The 22,004-nt window shown below is 55.2% G+C and carries 17 protein-coding genes; 7 read left to right on the forward strand and 10 right to left on the reverse strand.

Going from position 1 to position 22,004, the window contains the following annotated elements; genetic code table 11:
• Positions 1–267: 267 nt before the first annotated feature.
• From RHM59_RS06260 to RHM59_RS06300, 9 genes are all read right to left on the reverse strand, one after another.
• A complete protein-coding gene (locus RHM59_RS06260) occupies positions 268–942 on the reverse strand; it encodes a histidine phosphatase family protein (RefSeq protein ID WP_322169460.1) in 675 nt (224 codons plus the stop codon).
• 251 nt (positions 943–1,193) lie between these two features.
• A complete protein-coding gene (locus tag RHM59_RS06265; protein ID WP_322169456.1) occupies positions 1,194–1,520 on the reverse strand; it encodes a hypothetical protein in 327 nt (108 codons plus the stop codon).
• Positions 1,521–1,776: 256 nt separating this feature from the next.
• The gene (locus RHM59_RS06270; protein ID WP_322169452.1) at positions 1,777–2,001 is read right to left on the reverse strand and encodes a hypothetical protein; all 225 of its coding nucleotides are present in this window, start codon (positions 1,999–2,001) and stop codon (positions 1,777–1,779) included.
• A 141-nt stretch (positions 2,002–2,142) separates the two neighbouring features.
• Positions 2,143–2,838, reverse strand: coding sequence for a glutathione S-transferase (locus RHM59_RS06275; protein ID WP_322183952.1), 696 nt, complete (start codon positions 2,836–2,838; stop codon positions 2,143–2,145).
• A gap of 88 nt (positions 2,839–2,926) precedes the next feature.
• Positions 2,927–3,490, reverse strand: a complete 564-nt coding sequence (locus RHM59_RS06280; RefSeq protein WP_322169446.1) for a TetR/AcrR family transcriptional regulator — start codon at positions 3,488–3,490, stop codon at positions 2,927–2,929.
• Between the two features lie 139 nt (positions 3,491–3,629).
• Positions 3,630–4,331, reverse strand: coding sequence for a glutathione S-transferase family protein (locus RHM59_RS06285; protein ID WP_322286208.1), 702 nt, complete (start codon positions 4,329–4,331; stop codon positions 3,630–3,632).
• Positions 4,332–4,924: 593 nt separating this feature from the next.
• Complete coding sequence (locus RHM59_RS06290) at positions 4,925–6,229, reverse strand: IS4 family transposase (RefSeq protein ID WP_322286209.1); 1,305 nt, start codon at positions 6,227–6,229, stop codon at positions 4,925–4,927.
• Positions 6,230–6,573: 344 nt separating this feature from the next.
• Positions 6,574–7,914 carry an ATP-binding protein gene (locus RHM59_RS06295; protein WP_322169436.1) on the reverse strand — a complete coding sequence of 447 codons (1,341 nt, stop codon included), beginning with the start codon at positions 7,912–7,914 and terminating at the stop codon, positions 6,574–6,576.
• Complete coding sequence (locus RHM59_RS06300; RefSeq protein WP_322169434.1) at positions 7,911–8,573, reverse strand: response regulator; 663 nt, start codon at positions 8,571–8,573, stop codon at positions 7,911–7,913. Before RHM59_RS06300 ends, RHM59_RS06295 begins: the two co-directional genes overlap by 4 nt.
• A 314-nt stretch (positions 8,574–8,887) precedes the next feature.
• Here RHM59_RS06300 and RHM59_RS06305 point away from each other — a divergent pair, with 314 nt between their 5' ends.
• From RHM59_RS06305 to RHM59_RS06325, 5 genes are all read left to right on the forward strand, one after another.
• Positions 8,888–9,484, forward strand: coding sequence for a phosphatase PAP2 family protein (locus RHM59_RS06305; RefSeq protein ID WP_322286210.1), 597 nt, complete (start codon positions 8,888–8,890; stop codon positions 9,482–9,484).
• 68 nt (positions 9,485–9,552) lie between these two features.
• Positions 9,553–10,923, forward strand: a complete 1,371-nt coding sequence (locus tag RHM59_RS06310) for a TolC family protein (RefSeq protein ID WP_322286211.1) — start codon at positions 9,553–9,555, stop codon at positions 10,921–10,923.
• Positions 10,920–11,984: an efflux RND transporter periplasmic adaptor subunit gene (locus RHM59_RS06315; protein ID WP_322183956.1), complete on the forward strand. Its 1,065-nt coding sequence runs from the start codon at positions 10,920–10,922 to the stop codon at positions 11,982–11,984. The genes RHM59_RS06310 and RHM59_RS06315 overlap by 4 nt, the downstream gene beginning before the upstream one ends.
• A gap of 21 nt (positions 11,985–12,005) precedes the next feature.
• A complete protein-coding gene (locus RHM59_RS06320) occupies positions 12,006–15,125 on the forward strand; it encodes an efflux RND transporter permease subunit (RefSeq protein WP_322286212.1) in 3,120 nt (1,039 codons plus the stop codon).
• 72 nt (positions 15,126–15,197) lie between these two features.
• Positions 15,198–17,240: a bifunctional DedA family/phosphatase PAP2 family protein gene (locus tag RHM59_RS06325; protein WP_322286213.1), complete on the forward strand. Its 2,043-nt coding sequence runs from the start codon at positions 15,198–15,200 to the stop codon at positions 17,238–17,240.
• A gap of 65 nt (positions 17,241–17,305) precedes the next feature.
• On the opposite strand, the gene RHM59_RS06330 is transcribed toward RHM59_RS06325, so the two are convergent.
• Entirely contained in the window at positions 17,306–18,496 is a 1,191-nt protein-coding gene (locus tag RHM59_RS06330) for an MFS transporter (RefSeq protein ID WP_322286676.1), read from the reverse strand.
• A 393-nt stretch (positions 18,497–18,889) separates the two neighbouring features.
• Here RHM59_RS06330 and RHM59_RS06335 point away from each other — a divergent pair, with 393 nt between their 5' ends.
• Both RHM59_RS06335 and RHM59_RS06340 read left to right on the forward strand, forming a co-directional pair.
• On the forward strand, positions 18,890–20,479 hold the full coding sequence (locus RHM59_RS06335; RefSeq protein ID WP_322169417.1) for an ABC-F family ATPase: 1,590 nt from the start codon (positions 18,890–18,892) through the stop codon (positions 20,477–20,479).
• Between the two features lie 261 nt (positions 20,480–20,740).
• Entirely contained in the window at positions 20,741–21,943 is a 1,203-nt protein-coding gene (locus tag RHM59_RS06340; RefSeq protein ID WP_322169414.1) for an MFS transporter, read from the forward strand.
• Positions 21,944–22,004: the final 61 nt, after the last annotated feature.

Below are 22,004 nucleotides of genomic sequence, written 5' to 3' on the forward strand. Positions count from 1 at the left end.
CGTGGTTAAATTCCGCTATAGCGGAACAAGGTGTGTAACAGCGGAATAGAGAGCAGAAAGTGTGCCACAGAAAGCAACCGAAAAAAAGTGCAAGAAAAAGGCTTTAAGATCAATGAGCTATCACGGGTGGATTAATTTGCTACGTAACGGCTTTGCAGCGAGGGCTCGCTACCGTTTGCTACAGCATGTGTAGCCAGGCCCCAAAGCGGGGCAAACGCGCCGCAATACGGCGCGTCTTTGAAAGGGCATGTCAGGGATGAAGCAAGGCTACCATTCGTGTTTAAAATCCGCTGCAAACGGCGCGGCATCGATAAAACCAAGGGCATGTGGGTGCGTATTTTCGCCGAGTGAAATAAACAACGAAGAGGTATAAGCCGGTTTGGCGGGCAAGAAAACCTTCAGGCCCTTCTCGACCTCTCTGATGCAGTCACTGTGAGTCACCAAGACTAGATTACGTCCGACTGCCTTATGCTTGATTGCGTTTGTCAGCATCGTAGCGCGGCAATCGGCAAGCCACGTTCGGGTATCTACCTCACGGTTAAACATAAACGCGGCCGTTTGCGTGGTTCTCGCAAGAGGGCTGGCATAGACGTCGGTATTATCCAGTCCCAGTCTTTCAAATTCCTTGCCGACATCCCGGGCAGCATCGCTTCCCCGAGTGGTAATTCCGTCTTTAGCGCTAAGGCAGGTGGCGTCCGATTGGTCGCAACGTTCAGCGTGACGCACAAAGACGATGATTTCGCCTTTGCTCCATGACGCTTTGAGGTTAGCAATTTCAGCAGCCGAGCCATGAGCGAAGTTTTTCAGCACAGGATGTTTAAAGTGTGCATACGCCGCCACACCTAATAGTCCTATCAGCAGTGCAACTGACACAATTCTGTAACGCCCAAGAGTACGCCAGACAAATAACGAGTTAGAACGCAGGCGAGTAACGGTTTCCATTGGCATACATCTCTACAATCGTGATTATTATTATGGGGGATTATTATTAGCCGATGCGCTTTGGCGGGGGGGAAATATTTGTGGTGCGAACGCCACAAGCCACTCGATAGAGTGAAAATTAAAATACGTGATTAGCGAGAGACTATCTCGGTATAAAAAATTTACTTAAGAAACGTTCAGCAAGTGTTCAGAAAGCCTTAAGCAGCCCTTAGTAAGACAGGACTGCCGCGGGTTTTATCTTAGGATGACAATCAGGCCTTGGTGTTAATGGTTTCGCCTGTGATTTGCCCGGAGCCGTTTACAGTCCCTTTGGCCGGAGTCTGCGCAGGGGAATTCGATACCGAAGCCTCGTGTTGCTTGGCTATTAACCGTTGAGCTACACGATCGCCATGCCCCGCCTCTTTTGCAGTCTCGGCGGATGTCTCGGTAGCTTCCTTTAAAGCCGCCGCCGCAACACTGACGACGCTGCTAGTGGAGGGCGTCGCGCTCGTCGAAGCGGGCGTTTTCGTTTTATCGGTGACAGGGCTAGTTGCCCCACCGCGTACGGAGATAGAAGCTGAAATAGCGCCAATAGACATAGGTAACTCCTGATTTTCTGATACACCAAGGCCTAAAAAATGCCTTGCATAAGGGGTTGAACGAGATCAGAGAGTAAAAGCGCAAGCGTTTGGTTTACGTTGGCAACAGGTGAAAATTCCGTCGTATTTACGAGTTAAGTGAACCGGACAAGATTAAGGGCTTCAGCGCGATATACAAACAGGTGTGAACCTATTTAAATGAATGTGACCCGGCCCCGCCAACGGGGACTATTACCGGGCCGTACTGGCTAGATGACTAAATCTTGGTGTTAATGATTTCTCCCGCTTGAGTGTGGCGAACACCATTTTCGGCCTCTTGCGCCGTTTCAATGGACGTTTCAGTTAGGCTGTTCACTGCGGTCGTTGCGGCGCCAGGGGTGGGAAATGCAGTTGATTTCGCGGTTACTCTGAATTTGGCTTGGTGGTCGGCGGTTACGCCAACATTCACCGGAATTGACGCTGAAATTACGCCGATCGCCATCTGTCGCTCCTTATTATGGGGATGCGACAGGCATTCAAAAAAACCGCCCTGACGCATAGATTGGATGGCAACAGACTAGAGTGCCAAATGTTCACAATGCGTCGGCCAGACGTGAAAATTTCGTCCTATGGTCAGGCGTGGTTAAGCGGCAGGCGTCACCTCTGACATGGTTACGCAATTCTTTACGCTGAGACGCTCCTGCATTCGTGTGTACCACGCTTGCAGAGCCTCGCACTCCCCTGGCACTGGCAGATCCACCAAGCCCGCAAAGATCAAACCGCCTATGACCGTGATATCAGCCATCGTGAAGTCGTCGCCGGTGACGAACGGCTGGCTTTTAAGAATCGCATCGAAGTAGTGCATTCCCTTTATCGCCTTGTCGCGCTGGCGAAATCCCCATTCGGCGTTCTGATAAATCTCGACGTCGGGTCCAAGCCCTGGCGTGGCATGGTGAAAATAAACACTGATGGCGTCGAGCAGCTCCAATTCCGCGCGCTTACTCATCATGTGGATCAGGCCCTTTTCCCGCGGCGTCCTACCGGTGAGTGTGGGAACGCCATCAAGCGCGTCAAGGTATTCGGTAATGGCCGTGCACTCGGCAATGAGCGTTCCGTCGTCGAGTTCGAGCACCGGCAGCGTGCCTGAGTAGTTCTTCGCGAGGAATTCGGGCGTCTTGTGTTCGCCCTTCCAGAGATTGACCGGCAAAAATTGCACGCGTGACTGTAGGTTCTTCTCTGCCAAAGCTATACGCACGCGAGCCGGGTAAGGGCCGGTGGGCCAATCGTAAATCTTCATTATGGCCAACGCGGCCAAGTCAAAATTGATGTCAGAGCTCATGGTAAATCCTCGCCTATGTGCCAGTTGGCAGGCAGAAAATAGAAGTTTTCGGTCGCTGCACTCACGCCTAAAAATCGACTTCGTTCGCCTATGCAGGCAAAGGCCCAGACGCGCGGTAAGCCTCGATCAGCGTGTCGAAAAGCGAAATGTCCGAGCGACTTCTTGCGATGAGCTGGGCGCCGGCGACGGCTGCAAAAATGGCACATGCCCGAACCTCGCTATCCTGTGGTTTGCACACCTTCGCGGCGCAAAGAAGCTTGCTGAGCCAAGCGACGTTTACGTCCGCAAACGCCTGGATTTCCTTGGTCATATCAGTGGGCAAACTGTCTGTTTCCGCACCGACAAAACTGCCTAGGCAAAGGCGATTGTCGGCTTCAAGTGATCGGCGAAAAATCTCAGGAAAACGACGCAAGGCGTCTATCGGGTTCGGGTCTTCTTCGCAGATCGTCTCAAGTGCAGCCGCGCCGTCTTCCCAATATCGCTTGGCAACAGCAACGCCAAGATCGGCTTTACTCGGGAAGTGGTAATAAATGCTTGCCGCTTTGATCCCGACCTGTTGGGCAAGGTCACGGAAATTCAGGCCATTGTAGCCCTGTGATTGGGCAATTTTCGTGGCGGCCATCAGGATGGCCTCTCGGGCGTTGGTAATCATTGTGATGCCTTTCGTCCAAAGGACGATGTTTTAGAAAGTGTGCAGCATGCTATATGAAGAGCCTACCTTTTGTTAGGTAGACCTAGCGTCGCTGGACGGGCGATCCCGGCGGTTCCGCTACCACCGATCACCGGAACCGTTACTCCGTCGGCGAGTTCAGCTCAGGAATACCACTGCTGCGATCAGCGTAGGCAGCCTGGAAGCTAGGGCGCTTCTGCCAGCGTTTCCAGTAGGCGTCCAGAAACTCAAAACGCTCGTCCAGCGGCGTGGCGTTGACCGGGAATTTGGAGAACGCAATCGCGGTTGCCAGGGTTATGTCCGAGAAGGTGGGAGCATCCCCGCCCAGCAACCATTCGCGACCGTCGGACAGATGACGATTGACCAAAGCAGCGTGAGCCAATGCTTCCTTGCGGCAGTGCTCGCCCCACGCCTCGTTCTTCGTCAGCTCCAGCTTGAATCCGAGCCCGGTGTGTAAAACGTGAAACGCCGTGACGATCCGGTACAGGATGTGCACCGAGACCCGGTTGTCCCACATGTTATCGAGCCCCTGTTCCAGTGCGCTCTCCCCCATGATCTTGCGACCGGGATAGGACTGGTCAAGGTAGCGAGCGATGGCAGCCGTCTCGGAAATGAAGCTTCCGTCCGCCAGTTGGAGCGTGGGCGTCTCGCCCCACGGATTCATGTTTAGGTGACGCCAGCCCCGCTGCTCGCCCCCAGGGGCCATGTCATAGATGGTTTCGTCGAACTGATCAGCAATGCCCTTTTCATGCATGAACAGACGCAAGCGCTGCGGATTGGGGAAAGCCGAAGGGGAAGTGAACAGTTGAAGTTTAGAGGTCATGGTCGATCCTGGAGGCAGGTGGCTGGATTACCTAACTGTTGTTAGGTAGCCAGACAATAGCGAGCTAATGGGCGCCCGTCAAGAACCTATCTAACATTTGTTAGGTTTATTTTATCGTTGAGGGTCGCAGCGGCTAATGTGCCTATGGTGACCTCCAGGCCAAGGACGTCACTGCCCCGGAGGCTGCTAAAAAATTTAAAACTCCAAAAAACGAAAAACCCCGCAAAGGGCGGGGTTCATCTTACGAAACACGATTAGACGTTTTGCACGGGACCAGGTATTGGGCAACCAAAGCATCAACTGTTAATAGCGTAATACCCTCGAAGGTGGCTTGGGCCACGAGAATGCGATCAACGGGTCCTTATGGATCAAAGGCAGACTGTCGATGGCGACAGCGTGCTCACTGCCAATGGGTCGAAACATGTGCTCAATTTCCTCGCTACCCATCTGGTCAAAATCATCGGGAACGACGATTTGACCTACCATAAAGCCCATGCGTTTCACTTGGCTCGGGGGACGCCAATGACATCAACTTAACCAGCGGCTGCCTGCTTTCGCAATGATGAAAGGCTTCCCTCTAACGGCCAGCCCTTTCAAGGTGTTTTCTTTTTGTGGGCCTTGAGTACGCGATCCGTCGATACATGAGCGTTCGCAGCTCTGCCCTCCAGCCACTCCTTAGGTTTGGCTTTCTTCAGTCCGCGTTTGCTCTTGGCAACCTGCCTGGGCTTGATATTCCTGGCCAGCGCCATCAGGCGCTGTGCCAAGGTTTCCGAGCTCTTTTGAGATGATAGGTAGTCCGACGGCAGTGCGATCTGCATGCCCTGATAACCGCTGCGCACTTGCACTGCCAAATGGAACGTCGAGGCCTCCCATCCTTCGGGCTGCGTCTCGCGGTGAGCCTGTTCCACGCTACGTTTCACAACCGCCAACACGTTGTAGGCCAAGATCGCCGAAGCAAAACCCAGCAACGCCGCTCGGCGAGAACCGAGGCTTTCGATTTCACTGTCCAGCACCGATTCAAGGCGCTGAAACATCCTTTCTATGCTCCAGCGACGCCGGTATAAATCGGCGATCTGCTCGGCGCTGATGGACTCGGGCAAGTTGCTCCAAAACCACATCACAGAGTCGCCGGAGTCAGTAGATGTTTGCAGGGTCAGTTCAATTCGGCGCCAGCAGTGCCCGCCCTTGAGTTCGATCATTTGCTCACGCACTGTTCCGGTTTTGACGGGCACCGGTTCTTGCCATTCGCCTTCCTGAATCAGTCGGGGATGTTTACTTGGCTGGCGAATAATGAAAGAAGCCCCGACTTCCTCGCAGGCCTGCATCACGGGCAGCGTGCAATACAGTCGATCGGCCATCCACAACTGCCCTTCATGGGCGCTAGCCAGCAGCGGCAGCACGCCGACCCGTTCGCTGGCGTAGGCGTCCTCGCAAGGCTGCAAATCGACCACCTGATCGAGGTCGGGATTGTAGACTACGACTGAAAATCCTGGTCGAGCCGCGCCCCGTTCACGACGCAAAGCCCCCAAGCGTTTTTCGGTAGAAGGCAGGTGGTTGCCGTCAACGACGCGCAGTTGCCAGCCGGGCAAAATACTCGAATAACCCAGCTCTTTTATCGTCGGAGCCAAGCGCTCTGCACTGCCAGTGACCAAGGCTCGCAGCAGCGCGGGCTCCGTACGACTGACCTTGTCATAGAGCGCTGCCAAGGTAACCAGTAGCGTTTCCATCTGCCGCGCAGCGGCATGCAAAGACGGTCGTAAGCCCAATGAAACAAGGGACATCAGCTCAACGATGGTTGAAAACAAAAGCTCCCGCGGGTACTGGCGCTGACGATGTTCTTCGAAGATCTGATCAATCCACTCAGCAGAAATGGCGTGCTCCAATACCAGATTGGCCATAACACTCGCCGGTGCCTGTTTTTCAAACCGCGCTAGAACTTCTGCCCACATCGTCTTAGTCACCCTGACTGGAATTTTGGGGGATTTTAGCAAAGACCTTGAACGGGATGCCTCTAACGGCGAGATCTATCAATCTCGATAGATGGGTCTTGGCCTCGTGAATATTGATGGTGAGCATGATCAAGCCCCCATTGAACTATGTTTGAGAACGCCTCGGTCAAGTTTGGCGGCGGCAATCGTTAAGGCCTGATCCGATTCTGTTGCGCTCTTTAATAGTGTCGCCACCGCGTCAAGGGTTATTCCAACGTTTGACCCGCCTTTTGCGGTAATTTTCCAAGTATTGCCTAGCCTGTATATTTTTCTGATTTAGACAGGAAAGTGATCTGTACTCGCAACCCCGAACCATTTGATGTAGCGTCAAGTCCTACTTGGGCTCCATGCTTTTCCGCAATTGTTTTGACAATTGAAAGCCCGAGCCCACTGCCAGTGCCGATTTGATTGTTGCCTCGATAGAATCGCTCAAGCACCCGCTCACGCTCCGCTGCATTTATTCCTGGCCCGTTGTCGCAAACCTCAAGCACGATTCCTTGGTCAGTGTTACGCACTGCCAAGTCAATTTTTGTATGAGCACCCGCGTAACGAATGGCGTTATCTACCAGGTTATTGAGCAAGATACGTAGCGTTTCGGGATCTCCCAAAATGCATAATGCCGCATGCTCGACCAGCCCGAGATCGATCCCTGAGGCTTCGGCCCTGCGAACCTGATCACTGATCACTGACTTGCATAGAGCGGATAAGTCGACCCTCTGAATGACCGGCGATTGAGCATCAGGCTCCAAACGAGCCAAGGTCAACAATTGTTGTGTCAGGTGAGTAAGACGCGTGACGCCAGCCTGTACCTGCGACAACAATATCTGACGGTCTTCATCGAAAGTGGCCCGCTGTGCCAACTCCACTTGAATACTGAGCGCTGCTACTGGGGTACGTAACTCGTGCGCCGCATCAGCGATGAAGTGCTTTTGCATAGTGAAGGCATCTGCCAGGCGCTCTAGCAAATCGTTGAGCGCATCGACCAAAGGTTTAACTTCGCCAGGCAGCGCTTTCGAAGCGATAGGCTGCAGGCTGTTCACGTTGCGCTCCGATAGTTCTATCGCCACTGTTCGCAGTGGCTTTAGCCCGTAGCTGATACCAAACCACAGGAACAGGGCTAGGAAGGGAATCAGTGAAACCAATGGCCACAGTAGGTGCACGGCTAACCCGGCGAGTTCTTCCCAGCGTTTATTTTGCGCTTGAGCTACCCGGATAAACTTATCGCCGCGCTGGCTCACGAACGCATGCCAGGTTTGATCTCCGACCTGAACATCGTTCAGTCCAGTTTGTTGTGGTGGCGGCAGCGTGAGTGCGGAGTCGGTCGTAAAACTCAAAACTCCTGCGTTCCAAACCTGAAGCAACACTTCGTCAGCATTATCATCACTGAATGGACTGTTTTTTTTGCCCGTATCCGTCAGGACAACACGCTCACCAGAATCCACATTGATGTGTTCTGCGAGGTAACGCATTTGGTCGTTGAGCAAATCATCCAGTTCAAGCACAGCCCCCCAATAGGTACCGATACTTGCCAGCAGCCCAGCCAGAAAAGTGGCTGGCAGTAGCCATAACAACAGGCGCCGTCGGAGTGAACTCATGCATCCGCTCCAATGTGATAACCGACCCCTCGAACAGTACGGATCACCCGCGCCCCAAGCTTTTTACGAAGATTATGAATGTGAACTTCCACCGCATTACTGCCCACTTCATCTCCCCAACCGTATAGGCGGTCCTCTAGCTGCTCGCGGGAGATTACCGCATCAGACTCTTTCATCAGCTCGTGCAGTAACGCATATTCTTTGGCCGATAGACTAACGGGTTGATCGCGAAGCCATAGAAGATGCCGCACCGGATCAAGGCGCAACGGGCCTCCTCGAAGCTCGGTCTGCACGCGCCCGGACTGACGGCGGCTGACGGCGCGGATGCGTGCAACCAGCTCTTCGAGGGCAAACGGTTTAACCAGGTAATCATCAGCACCGTGATCAAGGCCAGCAACCCGATCTGGCAGCGAGTCGCGGGCGGTGATTATGATTACCGGTAAGGTCTCGTCGTGTTGACGCAGAATCTTGAGCACCTCCATGCCATCTTGGCGCGGAAGTCCCAGGTCGAGTAGCAGCAACGCATAGGGAGTGGTTTCCAAAGCAAGGACGGCGGCCCTGCCGTCAGTCACCCAATCCACCGTGTTCCCTTCCTGGCGCAAGCCTTTTTGCAGGCCGCTGCCGATCATCAGGTCGTCTTCTGCCAGTAATATTCGCATCGCCTGATCCCTCTCCTCACATCAGTCAGCGCTTCGCTGGAGTGACGCACAGTGTGCCGAATTCTCGCCTACGCGCCTATGCAGTCCAGCCATAGTCATTCTATTCCCGCTCGACCTCTCAGCATTCTGAACTCAGCCCAGCGACCTGAGCCCCAAGATCAACGCTGCGTAGCAATAGTCTCTCGGGCCTGCAAGGACGATAAGACTGCCATCGTCAGCCTTAAGGCGGACTTAAGGAAGCAACCACTATGGTGCCTGTCACTCGCACCGTGATCACAACGCGGTGCCTCCCCGTCACCTTACGAGGTCTCCTCGTGGAAGAACTCAATCGCACTCTGTTCCTGGCGATCAACGCCAGCGTGCACTCCCCGGTGGAAATGCAGCTATTTGCGACTTTCCTGGCCCAGTGGCTCATCACCGGCGTACCGCTATTGCTGGTAGGAATGTGGCTGCGAGGCAAGCGCCAGTACCGAGCTGCTGCGGTAACCGCCACGCTGAGCATCGTGTTCGCGCTTGGGTGCAATCTGCTGATCAGCAGCCTTTGGTTCCATCCTCGTCCCTTCATGCTGGGGCTAGGACAAAACTTCCTCGAACACGCTCCTGAGTCCTCTTTTCCCAGCGATCACGCCACTGTGATATTCACGCTGGCCTTGGCTCTGATGCTGGCATCGCAACGCAAGCTTGGCGTGCTGATTTTGCTGCTGGGCATGTTGGTCAGCTGGGCCCGTGTCTATTTAGGCGTGCATTTTCCACTCGATATTGCCGGGTCGTTGCTGGTCTCGCTGGTAAGCGCCTGGTTAGTACCGCGGGTGATGAGTTGGCGGCATCTTGGCGAGCGTCTGCTCGACGTCCTTGAGCGCCTATATCAACGGGTTTTTCCACCAGCCTCCCGGCGCGACACTCACCAGTAGGGAGAGAGGCAATGCCCTATTCGCGAAGCGCTGCGCGCGCCGACACTTTGCTCTCAAAGAAAATGCAAATGCATAAACATTGTTTTATCGCGGTGTTAACCCTCCTCACCGGCTGTGCGCGTTATCAACCGCATCCATTGGCACCTCAAAAAATGATGGCGGCCTATGAAGAGCGCTCTCTGACTAACCCAGAGCTTCAGCGCTTCATAACAGCGCGCCTTCCCAAAATCACTAGCGCCTGGGATCTGAGCAAGTTAACTCTGGCAGCCTACTATTACAGCCCTGAGCTGGACGCGGTGCGCGCCAGGTTTGCTAGCGGTGAGGCGGCAACAGAGACGGCTAATCAACGACCCAATCCGTCCTTGTCGTTGCCACTGCAGTACACCGATCAGCCGATAAAACCGTGGACTTACGGATTGGCCGTCGACATCCCGATTGAGACTGCCGGCAAACGTGGGTATCGCGTAGCGCAAGCGCAACAACTGTCAGACGCTGCTCGTCTGAATATCGGCCAAACCACCTGGCAAATCAGGAGTCGTCTTCACATCGCGTTGCTCGATCTTTACGCTGCCGGCCGGCACCACGCGATTATCGGGCGTCAGGTCAACATCCAGCAGAACATAGTGAGCATGCTGGAGAAGCAGCGTTCATTGGGGGAGGCCTCGACGTTCGAGTTGAGCCAGGAGCAGATCATTCTGCAGAACGATCGTCGCGACTTGGCGAGTGACGAAAAGCTGATGTTAGAAGCCAAAGCACTGATTGCTCAAACTATTGGGATTCCTGTCAGGGCGCTTGAACCCATCAAGATGGACCTTAATGAATTCGAGAGCCTGACTCCAGAAATCCCGGGTAGGATCGCCCGCCGCCAAACCGTTCTGAACCGCACTGACATTCAGGGTGCCTTGGCCGAGTACGAAGCGAGCCAAGCCGCTCTGCAACTGGAGGTTGCACGGCAATATCCAAACCTGTCACTCGGCCTCGGCTACTCGTTCGACCAAGGCGTGAACAAGTACAGCATTACACCGGCAGGTATCACGCTCCCCCTATTGAACCGCAATGAAGGGCCTATCGCTGAGGCCGAAGCTCACCGCAAGGAAGCCGCCATTCACGTTGAAGCACTTCAAAACCAAGCAATCAATCAGACCGACAGCGCTCTACAGCATTATCGTCTGGCCACGCAAGGCTTGGCGCTCGTTGATACCCAAGAGACGACTCGAACAGCCGTATTTAAAGCGGACCAACATTCCTTTGATTTAGGCGCGATAGACCGACTGGCGCTATCGCGATCACGCCGTGCAGTGAATGTTGATGCAATGACCCACGTGGATGCAGTGGTTCAAGTCCAGCAAGCCATCAGCCAACTTGAAAATGCCATCCAGCAACCGCTCGATGGAATCCCACTGCACGCCCAGTCAACCGAGGCTGTCATTCGAAAATGAACACACCCTTTCGTAGCAAAACCTCACGAATCACCCTGGCGGTGATAGCCGTAGTCGGCTTAGGCGCTTTAGGTTTTTTCTCTTATCAAGCCATGCCCGTCACGCCAGCCACTCCGGTCGCACCCCTTCCATCTAGGGTCACTACCGAAGGAGGTTTAACTATCGTCACGCTGGACGAAGCGACCCAGACAATCAGTGGCATCCAGAGTGAGCCGATCACTGCGTCCAAGCATCAAGTGGAACGTCTTACTTACGGGAGTGTGCTTGGTGTGCAAGGGCTCAATGATCTAAACACTCGTTACTCAATCGCTCAAGCAGACTCAGCAACAGCACACTCTGCCGCTACGGCTTCTGGTCAGGAATACGAGCGCAACGCCTCACTGTACAAAGCGAACCAGAGCGTGTCCTTGAAAGTGCTGCAAGCCTCGCAAGTCACATGGAGTGCAGATAAGGCAAAGTTACAGGCTGCTGATGCCAGCATACGGTCGTTACACAACAACGCGCGCCAACAATTTGGTGCGCCCTTGGCAAACATGATCGGAGCGCAGGACGCCCCTCAACTGCAAAAGTTGTTGAGCCGCGAGGACATGCTTTTGCGCATTGTTCTTCCCCTCGGGGTTGATTTAGTCGCTCCTGAACTGATCTCAGTTGAGTCCAGCGAGCATCGGGAAACGGCTCAGCTCATTTCAGTCTCGCCTCAAGTCGACCCTTCGACTGAAGGCCGTGCATACCTTTACCGAGCGGCGGCAACGCTTCCAGTCGGTAGCAAAGTGGTTGCCTATCTGCCATTACCCACACCCCCCAGCACCAGTCTCGTCATACCTGAGGCCGCGATCCTATGGTTTGGTGGACAGCCGTGGGCGTATGTGCAAATTGCTAAAGACCGCTTTACCCGAAGACCTGTCGCAGAGCAAACCCCCTACAACAATGGATACCTGGTCAGCACCGGGTTTGAGTCCGGTGATCGGGTCGTGGTGCAGGGTGCGCAACTGCTGTTATCCGAAGAACAGCGTCCACCCATCACAGCATCGGCCTGCAAAGACCCCGAATGTGACGACTAACCAGACGGCAGCGAATACATCATGCTGAATTCAATTATCCGCTTCGCTGTCCGCTTCCGTGGGGTCGTTGTCGCCCTCGCTTGTCTGCTGGCAGGTTATGGCATCTACACCCTGACTTACGCCCGGCAAGATGTTTTCCCCGAGTTCGCGCCACCGCTGGCGGTGATCCAAACCCAAGCCCCGGGGTTGTCGTCCGAACAGGTTGAAATGCTGGTCACCCAGCCGATCGAAAATGCAATGGGTGGCACCCTGGGACTGGCGAGCATGCGATCCAAATCGTTACCTGGTCTATCCATGGTAACGCTGACCTTCAAGAATGGGGCTGACATTTACCGAGCCAGACAACTGGCTGCGGAGCGGGTCAGTACGCTCACCGGTACTCTCCCGCACGGGGTCAAAACGCCCGCGCTATTGCCATTAACGTCATCGACCAGCGTCACCCTGGTTGCGGGTATCACCTCTGACACCCGTTCGCTGATGGAGATGCGTACACTGGCCGAGTGGACGATCAAGCCGCAATTGTTGCGCGTGCCGGGCGTGGCAGATGTGATCGTGTTCGGCGGTGATCTAAAGCAGTTTCAGATTCAGGCAGATGCAAAAAAACTGGTGCAATACGGTCTCTCTCTTCAAGACGTATTGAGTGCTGCTCAGCGCGCAACGGGGATTAGAGGCGCGGGTTTTCTGGAAACCGAAAACCAGCGCATTGTCTTGAATACCGAGGGTCAAACCGTTACACCAGCGCAGTTGGCGCAAACGGTGCTCAACTATCAGAAGGGTATCGCCGTGCGCCTGGGCGACGTCGCCTCGGTAGCCTATGGGGCTGCTCCTGCGGTGGGCGCGGCAGCTATCGACGGTAAGCCAGCGGTGTCGCTGATGGTGGAAAGCCAATACGGCGCCGACATGATGAACGTTTCCAGTCATGTGGAAAGCACCCTGAAGAGTTTGAAACCTGCGCTGGATGCAGAACAGGTAAGCCTACATCCGGATATCTTCCGCCCCGCCAGGTTTATCGAAACCGCGATTGGTCACTTGCAGACAGCACTGCTATTGGGAGGCGTGTTAGTTGTCTTGGTGCTGTTTCTGTTCTTGCTCAATATCCGTACTGCAATCATCTCGGCTACGGCGATTCCGCTGTCCTTGTTAACGGCGGTGATCGTGCTCCATCACTTGGGTGTGAGCCTCAACACCATGACCTTGGGCGGCTTGGCCATTGCCTTGGGAGAGGTGGTGGACGATGCCGTGGTCGACGTGGAGAACATTTTCCGTCGACTGCGCCAAAATCAAGCGCTGGAGCATCCCATTTCTCCGGCATTGGTGGTATTACGCGCCTCATACGAAGTCCGCAGTGCCGTGGTGTATGCCACCCTTGTTGTTGCGCTGATTTTCCTACCCGTACTGGCACTGTCAGGGATCGCCGGGAAACTGTTCGCGCCCTTAGGGCTCGCCTATATCCTCGCGATTTTGGCCTCCCTTGTGGTGGCCCTAACGGTCACACCCGCACTCACGTTTATGTTGTTGACCACTAAGCCACTCCAATCGGACGAGCCAAAGTTGGTCCAGCGACTGAAGACCCGCTACCTGAAATTACTCGCCAGGGTCGAATCACACTCTCGCTCAATCGTATGGATGATCATCATTCTCTGCACAGTGGCGGCCAGCGCGCTGCCGTTTTTTGGCGGTAACTTCATACCGGAATTGAAGGAGGGACATTACCTGATCCATATGGCGTTGGCTCCCGGCTCTTCTTTGACCGAATCCATGCGCGTGGGTGACCGTGTGGCGAAGCAGCTGAGCACAGTTCCCGGCGTGCGACTGGTAGCGCAACGCGCAGGGCGAACCAGCGAAGTGGTCGACCCCACCGGCGTCCATGTCAGTGAGTTCGAAGTGGATTTGAATACCTTGTCCGCCGCCGAGGAAACCCAAACCGTGGCGCATATCCAACAAGTACTGGCCAGCTTTCCAGGGCTGACGACGTCGGTGAATACATTCCTGACTGAACGGGTGGACGAAAGCATCTCCGGTGTCACCGCGCCGGTCGTTATCAATATCTTTGGCACTGATCTGGATGTGCTGGAAAGCAAAGCCCAGGAAATTGCCCAGGTAATAGGTCGAATCCCAGGCACCATCGGCCTAAGAGTCGAGTCCGCCCAACATGTACCGCAATTGACCATCAGGCTGCGGCCTGAGCAATTGACCCATTGGGGGTTCGAACCGGTTGATGTGATGGAGGCGATTCAAGTGGCTTATGACGGAGTGACCGCCAGCCAAATCTATCAGGGCAACCAGACTTATGACGTCACCGTCTCGTTAACTCCCACGGCCCATCACAGCATCGCAACAGTTGGGTCACTGCTGCTACGCAACAAAACCGGAACAACGGTGCCGCTTGATCAACTGGCCTTGATCACTCAAACCACCAGTCGTTACCAAATCATGCACAGCGGTGGCCAACGCCTGCAAACCGTCTCGACCGCCGTACATGGCCGTGCGGTGAGCGACTTCGTTCAGGAGGCTCAACGGTTAATAAACAAGGAGGTAGCTCTCCCCAAGGGAACCTATGTTTTGTTTGCTGGTGAGGAACAAGCACGTGCGCAATCACAACAGGACTTACTGGTTTACACAGCTGCAGCGATCATTGGGATTGTGCTGCTTTTGTTTCTCGCCCTCAAAAGTATGCGTGCGTTGGTCTTAGTCCTCGTGAATCTGCCTTTCGCCTTAGTAGGCGGTGTAGTGACCGTGTTGGTGTGCGGTGGAAACTTGTCATTGGGATCGCTTGTCGGGTTTGTCACCCTGTTTGGGATCACGCTGCGCAACTCCATCATGCTCGTCTCGCATTACTCAAACCTGGTGAATGAAGAAGGTATGACATGGGGCCCGGAAGCCGCTCGAAGAGGTGCTGCCGAACGACTGGTGCCGATCTTGATGACAGCCGTGGTGACCGCGCTGGGATTACTACCGCTGGCGCTCGCCAGTGGGGCAGCGGGTAATGAAATCGAAGGGCCTATGGCTATCGTTATCCTGGGTGGGTTGGTGACTTCGACCGCACTCAATCTGTTGGTGTTACCGACCCTGGCGTTGCATTTTGGACGCTTTGAAAAGCGCGTAGAAGAGTTCCCCGCTGACGTGGCAACTGCGTCATAACGGTTGTGTGACCTCTAGGGAAGAGGCGCATCTTGATTGCTTCATCACCGGTACTACATAGGCAGCCCATGCATGATGACGTCCCTGGTCTCATCGGTCATCGATTTCCTCACGGCGCATCCGCATGTTGCCTATCTGGCGGTGTTTCTTCTGGCACTTTCCGAGTCAATCCCGATCATCGGTGCCGTCGTTCCAGGCACTGCCGTGATCCTCGCGCTCAGTGCCTTGGTGCCAAGTGGCGTATTATTGCTCTGGCCGTTGCTGGTCGCCGCCACGTTGGGTGCCATCGCGGGCGATAGTCTTTCGTTCTCGCTCGGGCATCGATACCACCGTGAGATTCTAGGTTTCTGGCCCTTGAACCGCCACCCGGAACTGATTCAAAGCAGCGAGTCTTTTTTCGAGCGTCACGGGGCTAAGAGTGTTTTTCTTGCGCGCTTTGTACCGGGAGTCCGCGCCTTCGTCCCGCTCTTAGCTGGCATGATGGGAATGGCAGTCAGTCGGTTTTATGCCGTCAATATAGCCTCGGCGATTGCGTGGGCTTCGTCGCATATCCTGTCAGGTGTTCTCGTAGGCGCAACGTTCAGCATTCTCGGAGCCGCTGCAAAACCGCTTGCGATTCTGCTGGTCGTTCTACTCGTGGCGGGCTGGACGCTCCTGCATATCATGCGTTGGACGTTGCGACGCGGAGTCCCATACTTCATCGGCGCACTTGGGCGGCTGCGGTACTGGGCCGGCACCCATGACACCTGGTTGAGCCGCAGACTCTCCCATTTACTAGATCCTTCACGGCCCGAAGTACGGACTCTCGCAGTGTCGGCGGTGCTACTCGTCGGTGCAGCCTGGCTCTTCTTTGGCATCCTTGAAGATGTCGTCACCGGTGACCCATTGCTGCTCGCAGACAGCGCGATATACCACGCGCTTCAGGAGCTTCGTACAGTGCCAGGCGATATGGTGATGATCGCCATTACAGAACTCGGCGACACCACGGTCGTGGTTGCGGTAACGCTGATTGTCTTGCTGTGGCTCATGTGGAAACGCTCCTGGCGTACAGCTGCCTATTGGCTGATTGCGATTGCCGGCGCTTCAGCACTCAACTCGGTCATCAAAGTGGCGTTGCATCGAGCTCGACCCGGCGAGCTTCTCTACTCCGGCTGGAGTGCATTTTCCTTCCCTAGCGGCCATAGCACGGTCAATGTCGTGCTCTACGGCTTCCTCGCCTTCCTCATCGCGCGTGAGATCCGCCCAGCATGGCGCTTCGTGGTCGTTCTCGGCGCAGCAACTCTGATATTTCTGATTGCGTTTTCGCGCCTCTACCTCGGTGCGCATTGGTTTTCCGACGTGCTCGGAGGACTGGCATTCGGGTCGGCGTGGCTGGCACTGCTCGGACTGTCCTACCTGAAGCGCCAAGTCGGACACATTGGGCCAAAGGGCCTGCTCGCCGCTGGATGTTCAGCACTGATTTTCGTCGGAGGATTCAATATCTATCGTAGCCATGCCACCGACAGCGACCGCTATGCTGTCAAAGTAGTAACTCCATCCATGGCCGCCACCGATTGGTTGGCGTCGGGTTGGCAGCAACTGCCGGTACGGCGTATCGATCTGACGGGCGAGACAAATGAACCACTGACGTTCCAGTGGGCCGGTGGTCTGCCGGAGTTGCAAGATGTCCTGCAGCGTAACGGGTGGCGCGACTCAGCGGACTGGACACTGTTGAATACCCTGAATTGGCTTTCCGTCCAGAACGACCCGGCAGCTCTTCCGGTTATTCCACTTTTCGCTAGTGGCCGACTCCCCAGTCTGACGCTCGTTCGAACGAATAGTGGTGGCGCACTGACCAGCTCGCGCCTAGTGCTTCGAGTGTGGGTCGTCGATTTCGAGCTCACGAACGGGCGTACTTCACCGCTGTGGATGGGCTCAGTTGTCGAGGAGCGTTTCTATCATCCCCTATCCCTCTTCACGTTGACGTCGACACAGCAGGATGTGAACGCACCACGGGGCACGCTAACTACTACTTTTGAGGATGGGCGACTCCTTCCTCGCATCCCAGAGATGGCAGATGAGGATTGGGATGGCAAAGTCCTGCTAGCTCGCCATGCAGGGCCTACCCATTACTGACACGCTCTGTTCAACCGGTGAGTTGCTCGAACAGATCGAAACTCTTCCAATCTTTGCCTGAGGCATTATTGTTTCTTAATTAACAGTAAGAGCAGAGCTATTGCGGCAAGCAATGCCCCCATGAGGAACGTGCTGTCTGATCCAATGCTTTGCCATAGCCAGCCGGCAAGAACGCTGGCGATCAGCATGCATACGCCGCTAACTAGATTGAAAATGCCGAAGGCGGTGCCCTTGAGTTTTCCAGGCGCTTTATCTGCCACCAGCGAGGCAAGAATGCCTTGGCTGAATCCCATATGAAGCCCCCACAAGGCAACGCCCAGCAGCATCGTGATGACAGAGCTGGACTGAGCAAGAACCAGATCCGCCAGGACGAGTAGTCCCATACCCACACAGAGCAGTTTCGTGCGACTGATACGATCAGATAACCAGCCGGCAGGGTAAGCGGACAACGTATAGAAAAGAGCCATTACCACCATCACCAGCGGAATCCAGGTGACAGACAAGCCCATCTGCTGCGCACGTAAAACAAGAAACGCTTCACTGAACCGGGCAAGTGTAAACAACCCCCCAACGACGACAACCCACCAATACCCCGTGGAAAAATCGCGAAGGACTCGCCAATGAATTGGAGATCGGTATTTGTGTTCGCTGGAGGCGTGTGTGGGCTCTTTTACACCGGCCACAATGAGCATCACCGCTATTGCTGCCGGGATCACTGCAAACCACAGCACACGCTGGATATCTGCGAGCCATAGCATCAACACAATGGCCAGGGCGGGCCCAAGAAAAGCCCCTACGGTATCCATCGACTGCCGCAGTCCAAAGCAGGCGCCACGGATCTCCGGTGGCGACACATCCGCGACCAGAGCATCTCGTGGTGCCCCGCGAATGCCTTTGCCGATGCGATCCAGAAAGCGGGCTGTAAAGACCACATCTACCGAGTGAGCCAAAGGAAAAAGTGGTTTAGTCAGAGCGGCTAAACCATATCCGACCAGCAGCAATCCTTTGCGCCGACCGATAAAGTCGCTGATAGCGCCAGAGAATATCTTGACGAGCATGGCGGTCGACTCTGCTACCCCTTCGATTACCCCGACGGTTAATGCACTCGCCCCCAATGTAGTGACCAAAAATACGGGCAACAAACTGTGTACCAGCTCAGACGATAGATCCATGAATAAGCTAACAAAGCCCAACGCCCAGATCGCGCGTGGAATACGCAGAGGCTCAGCTTTGGTACTTGAAAATTCGCTACTCATATTTTCACCCTGCATGCGTATTTCGCTCATCGCGACCGATCATTTCGCTAACAACATGAACGATTTTTCCAACCAATTGCGCGTGCTCTAATTCCAACAATATGGGTTAACGATGCCGCTTGTCTTGCGTCTTTTTACGCCGCAGCGGGCATAACGTGCTGTAGCCCGGCGCAAACGCTCAATCCAGATCCAGATCCAACTCTCCGGCTGCCCTTCCGCGCGCCAAGTGTTACTATTACGCCCCTTTAAAGCCGCACTGACTGATTTTGGGTTGCGCGTTCTGCGTTCAACCTGCCTTGGCCGTGCGCTTTTTGGCTGTTTTGGGTTGACGCCCAACGCCATTGTGCCGGGCCCTCAAGCCTTTATGCCTTTGCTACCTTGCAGGACACACTTTTGATCTCCACAGCTAACATCACCATGCAATTCGGTGCCAAACCCTTGTTCGAGAACGTTTCGGTCAAGTTTGGCGGCGGCAACCGTTACGGCCTGATCGGCGCTAACGGCTGCGGCAAGTCCACCTTCATGAAGATCATGGGTGGCGACCTGGAGCCTTCGGGTGGGCAGGTGATGCTGGAGCCGAACGTGCGTCTGGGTAAATTGCGCCAGGACCAGTTCGCTTACGAAGAATTCACCGTGATCGATACCGTGATCATGGGTCACGAAGAGCTGTGGAAGGTCAAGGCCGAGCGCGATCGTATTTATTCGCTGCCGGACATGACCGAAGCTGATGGCATGGCCGTCGCTGAGCTGGAAACCGAGTTCGCCGAAATGGACGGCTACACCGCCGAATCCCGCGCCGGTGAATTGCTGTTGGGCCTGGGTATCGGCATCGACCAGCACTTCGGCCCGATGAGCGAAGTCTCGCCGGGCTGGAAACTGCGCGTGTTGCTGGCGCAGGCGTTGTTCTCCAATCCAGAAGTGCTGTTGCTCGACGAACCGACCAACCACTTGGACATCAACACCATCCGCTGGCTGGAAAACATCCTGACCCAGCGCAACAGCACCATGGTCATCATTTCCCACGATAGGCACTTCCTGAACAGTGTCTGCACGCACATGGCCGACCTTGATTACGGTGAGCTGCGTCTGTTCCCAGGCAACTACGACGAATACATGACCGTGGCGACCCAGTCCCGCGAGCAACTGCTGTCGGACAACGCCAAGAAGAAAGCACAAATCAACGAACTGCAATCGTTCGTCAGCCGCTTCTCGGCCAACGCCTCGAAATCCAAGCAGGCCAGCTCACGTGCCAAGCAGATCGACAAGATCCACTTGGCCGAGGTCAAGCCTTCAAGCCGAGTCAGCCCGTTCATTCGTTTCGAACAGAACAAAAAGCTGCACCGTCAGGCGGTCATCGTCGAGCGCATGGCCAAAGGTTTCGATGGCAAGCCACTGTTCAAGGACTTCAGCTTTGTGGTTGAAGCAGGCGAGCGCGTAGCGATCATCGGCCCGAACGGTATCGGCAAAACTACTCTGCTGCGCACCTTGGTCAACGAGCTGTCGCCGGACGCCGGTACTGTTAAATGGACTGACGCGGCTGAACTGGGCTACTACGCCCAGGATCACGCGTCTGATTTCGAAGACGAATCCAACCTGTTCGACTGGATGGGCCGTTGGACTCAGGGCGGCGAGCAAATCGTTCGCGGCACCTTGGGCCGCATGCTGTTCTCCAACGACGAAATCCTCAAATCGGTCAAAGTGATCTCCGGTGGTGAGCAAGGTCGCATGCTGTTCGGCAAGCTGATCCTGCAGCGGCCGAACGTATTGATCATGGACGAACCGACCAACCACTTGGACATGGAATCCATCGAGGCGTTGAACCTTGCACTGGAAAACTACCCAGGCACCTTGATTTTCGTCAGCCATGACCGCGAGTTCGTATCGTCATTGGCTACCCGCATCATTGAGCTGAGCCCAAGCGGCGTCGTCGACTTCAGCGGCACTTACGATGACTACCTGCGTAGCCAAGGTGTTGTGTTCTGATTTGATGACCATGAAAAAAGCCCTGTCCTGATGACGGGGCTTTTTTTGGTCTGGCACTCTCTGTAGCCAACTTGTTGGCGAAGCGGCTTATTGCGGTGTATCAGGTAAGACGCTTCGCCAACAGGTTGGCTCCTATTACAGGTTGTGTACGGATCGACCAGGAGTCTGTGGCAAGCGCAAAACAATCGTTAGCCAGCTTCCTTTTACGCTCGGCCCACGCCATCATGTCGGTCTCCAACCGCCTACCAGCGAATGAGCCACATGTCTGCCGCACAACCTGCACCCTCCCCGGTCACACCCCCAAGTTCCATGGCGATCACCCTGCAGATCGTCTCCATTGTGTTTTATACCTTCGTAGCCTTTCTGTGCATCGGCTTACCGATTGCTGTGATTCCGGGGTACGTACACGACCAGCTAGGTTTCAGTGCTGTCATTGCGGGGCTTGCCGTGGGCTCGCAATATTTGGCGACGTTGCTCAGCCGCCCGCTTGCGGGCCGTGTGGCAGACAGCATTGGCACCAAGCGCGCGATCATTTATGGCCTGTCCGGAATTGTTATCAGTGGCGTAATGACCCTAGTGGCCACGCTGCTTGAAAGCCTGCCCGACCTGAGCCTGACGATTCTCATTATCGCGCGCCTGTTTCTCGGGGTGGCCCAAGGATTGATCGGCGTCGGCACCATCAGTTGGTGCATTGGCCAAGTTGGTACCGAGCACACCGGCCGAGCAATTTCCTGGAACGGCATTGCATCCTATGGCGCCATCGCCATTGGCGCTCCAATTGGGGTGGTCATGGTCGACGGACTGGGCTTCGTCAGCCTCGGCGTTGCGCTGCTGATCATCTCGTTACTCGCCTTGGCGTTGATTCGTAACAAGCCCTCAGTGCCTGTCGTCAGAGGCGAACGGATGCCGTTCTGGGCAGTGTTCGGCCGCGTTGCCCCGTTTGGCGTGAGCCTGACGCTGGCGTCTATCGGCTATGGCACCCTGACCACCTTCATCACCCTGTTTTACTTGAGCAGAGGCTGGAAAGGCGCCGCGTACTGCCTGACGGTCTTCGGGATCTGCTTCATCCTGTCGCGGCTGATTTTCATCAACGCTATCAAGCGCTTTGGCGGCTTCAACGCAGCCATCGCCTGCATGCTGGTCGAAACCGCTGGATTGGTCATGCTGTGGGTCTCACCCAGCACCCAGTTCGCGTTGATTGGCGCGGGTTTGACCGGTTTCGGCCTGTCGTTGGTTTACCCGGCATTAGGCGTCGAGGCGATTAAGCAGGTACCAAACTCCAGTCGTGGCGCAGGTTTGAGTGCCTATGCGGTGTTTTTCGATTTGGCACTGGCCATCGCCGGGCCGGTGATGGGCAGCATTGCACTGGGGTTTGGCTATTCGATGATATTCCTCGCGGCCGCCCTGCTTTCAGTGGCTGGGTTGGCGCTGACCATTAGTTTGTCTCGTCGCCCCCGCTACTGATCTGTCCAAGCGTCAACGCTCCGACAATTTTCCGGGACGTTGCATTAGCCTCAGCAGCTTA

It is taken from the genome of Pseudomonas sp. MH10 (assembly GCF_034353045.1).
In the GTDB taxonomy this organism is placed as follows: domain Bacteria; phylum Pseudomonadota; class Gammaproteobacteria; order Pseudomonadales; family Pseudomonadaceae; genus Aquipseudomonas.

Bases quoted from the DNA above. Each gene is read 5' to 3' on its own strand.
- RHM59_RS06260 (WP_322169460.1), bottom strand. From the start codon at position 942: ATGGAAACCGTTACTCGCCTGCGTTCTAACTCGTTATTTGTCTGGCGT.
- RHM59_RS06265 (WP_322169456.1), bottom strand. From the start codon at position 1,520: ATGTCTATTGGCGCTATTTCAGCTTCTATCTCCGTACGCGGTGGGGCA.
- RHM59_RS06270 (WP_322169452.1), bottom strand. From the start codon at position 2,001: ATGGCGATCGGCGTAATTTCAGCGTCAATTCCGGTGAATGTTGGCGTA.
- RHM59_RS06275 (WP_322183952.1), bottom strand. From the start codon at position 2,838: ATGAGCTCTGACATCAATTTTGACTTGGCCGCGTTGGCCATAATGAAG.
- RHM59_RS06280 (WP_322169446.1), bottom strand. From the start codon at position 3,490: ATGATTACCAACGCCCGAGAGGCCATCCTGATGGCCGCCACGAAAATT.
- RHM59_RS06285 (WP_322286208.1), bottom strand. From the start codon at position 4,331: ATGACCTCTAAACTTCAACTGTTCACTTCCCCTTCGGCTTTCCCCAAT.
- RHM59_RS06290 (WP_322286209.1), bottom strand. From the start codon at position 6,229: ATGGCCAATCTGGTATTGGAGCACGCCATTTCTGCTGAGTGGATTGAT.
- RHM59_RS06295 (WP_322169436.1), bottom strand. From the start codon at position 7,914: ATGAGTTCACTCCGACGGCGCCTGTTGTTATGGCTACTGCCAGCCACT.
- RHM59_RS06300 (WP_322169434.1), bottom strand. From the start codon at position 8,573: ATGCGAATATTACTGGCAGAAGACGACCTGATGATCGGCAGCGGCCTG.
- RHM59_RS06310 (WP_322286211.1), top strand. From the start codon at position 9,553: ATGCATAAACATTGTTTTATCGCGGTGTTAACCCTCCTCACCGGCTGT.
- RHM59_RS06315 (WP_322183956.1), top strand. From the start codon at position 10,920: ATGAACACACCCTTTCGTAGCAAAACCTCACGAATCACCCTGGCGGTG.
- RHM59_RS06320 (WP_322286212.1), top strand. From the start codon at position 12,006: ATGCTGAATTCAATTATCCGCTTCGCTGTCCGCTTCCGTGGGGTCGTT.
- RHM59_RS06325 (WP_322286213.1), top strand. From the start codon at position 15,198: ATGATGACGTCCCTGGTCTCATCGGTCATCGATTTCCTCACGGCGCAT.
- RHM59_RS06330 (WP_322286676.1), bottom strand. From the start codon at position 18,496: ATGAGTAGCGAATTTTCAAGTACCAAAGCTGAGCCTCTGCGTATTCCA.
- RHM59_RS06340 (WP_322169414.1), top strand. From the start codon at position 20,741: ATGTCTGCCGCACAACCTGCACCCTCCCCGGTCACACCCCCAAGTTCC.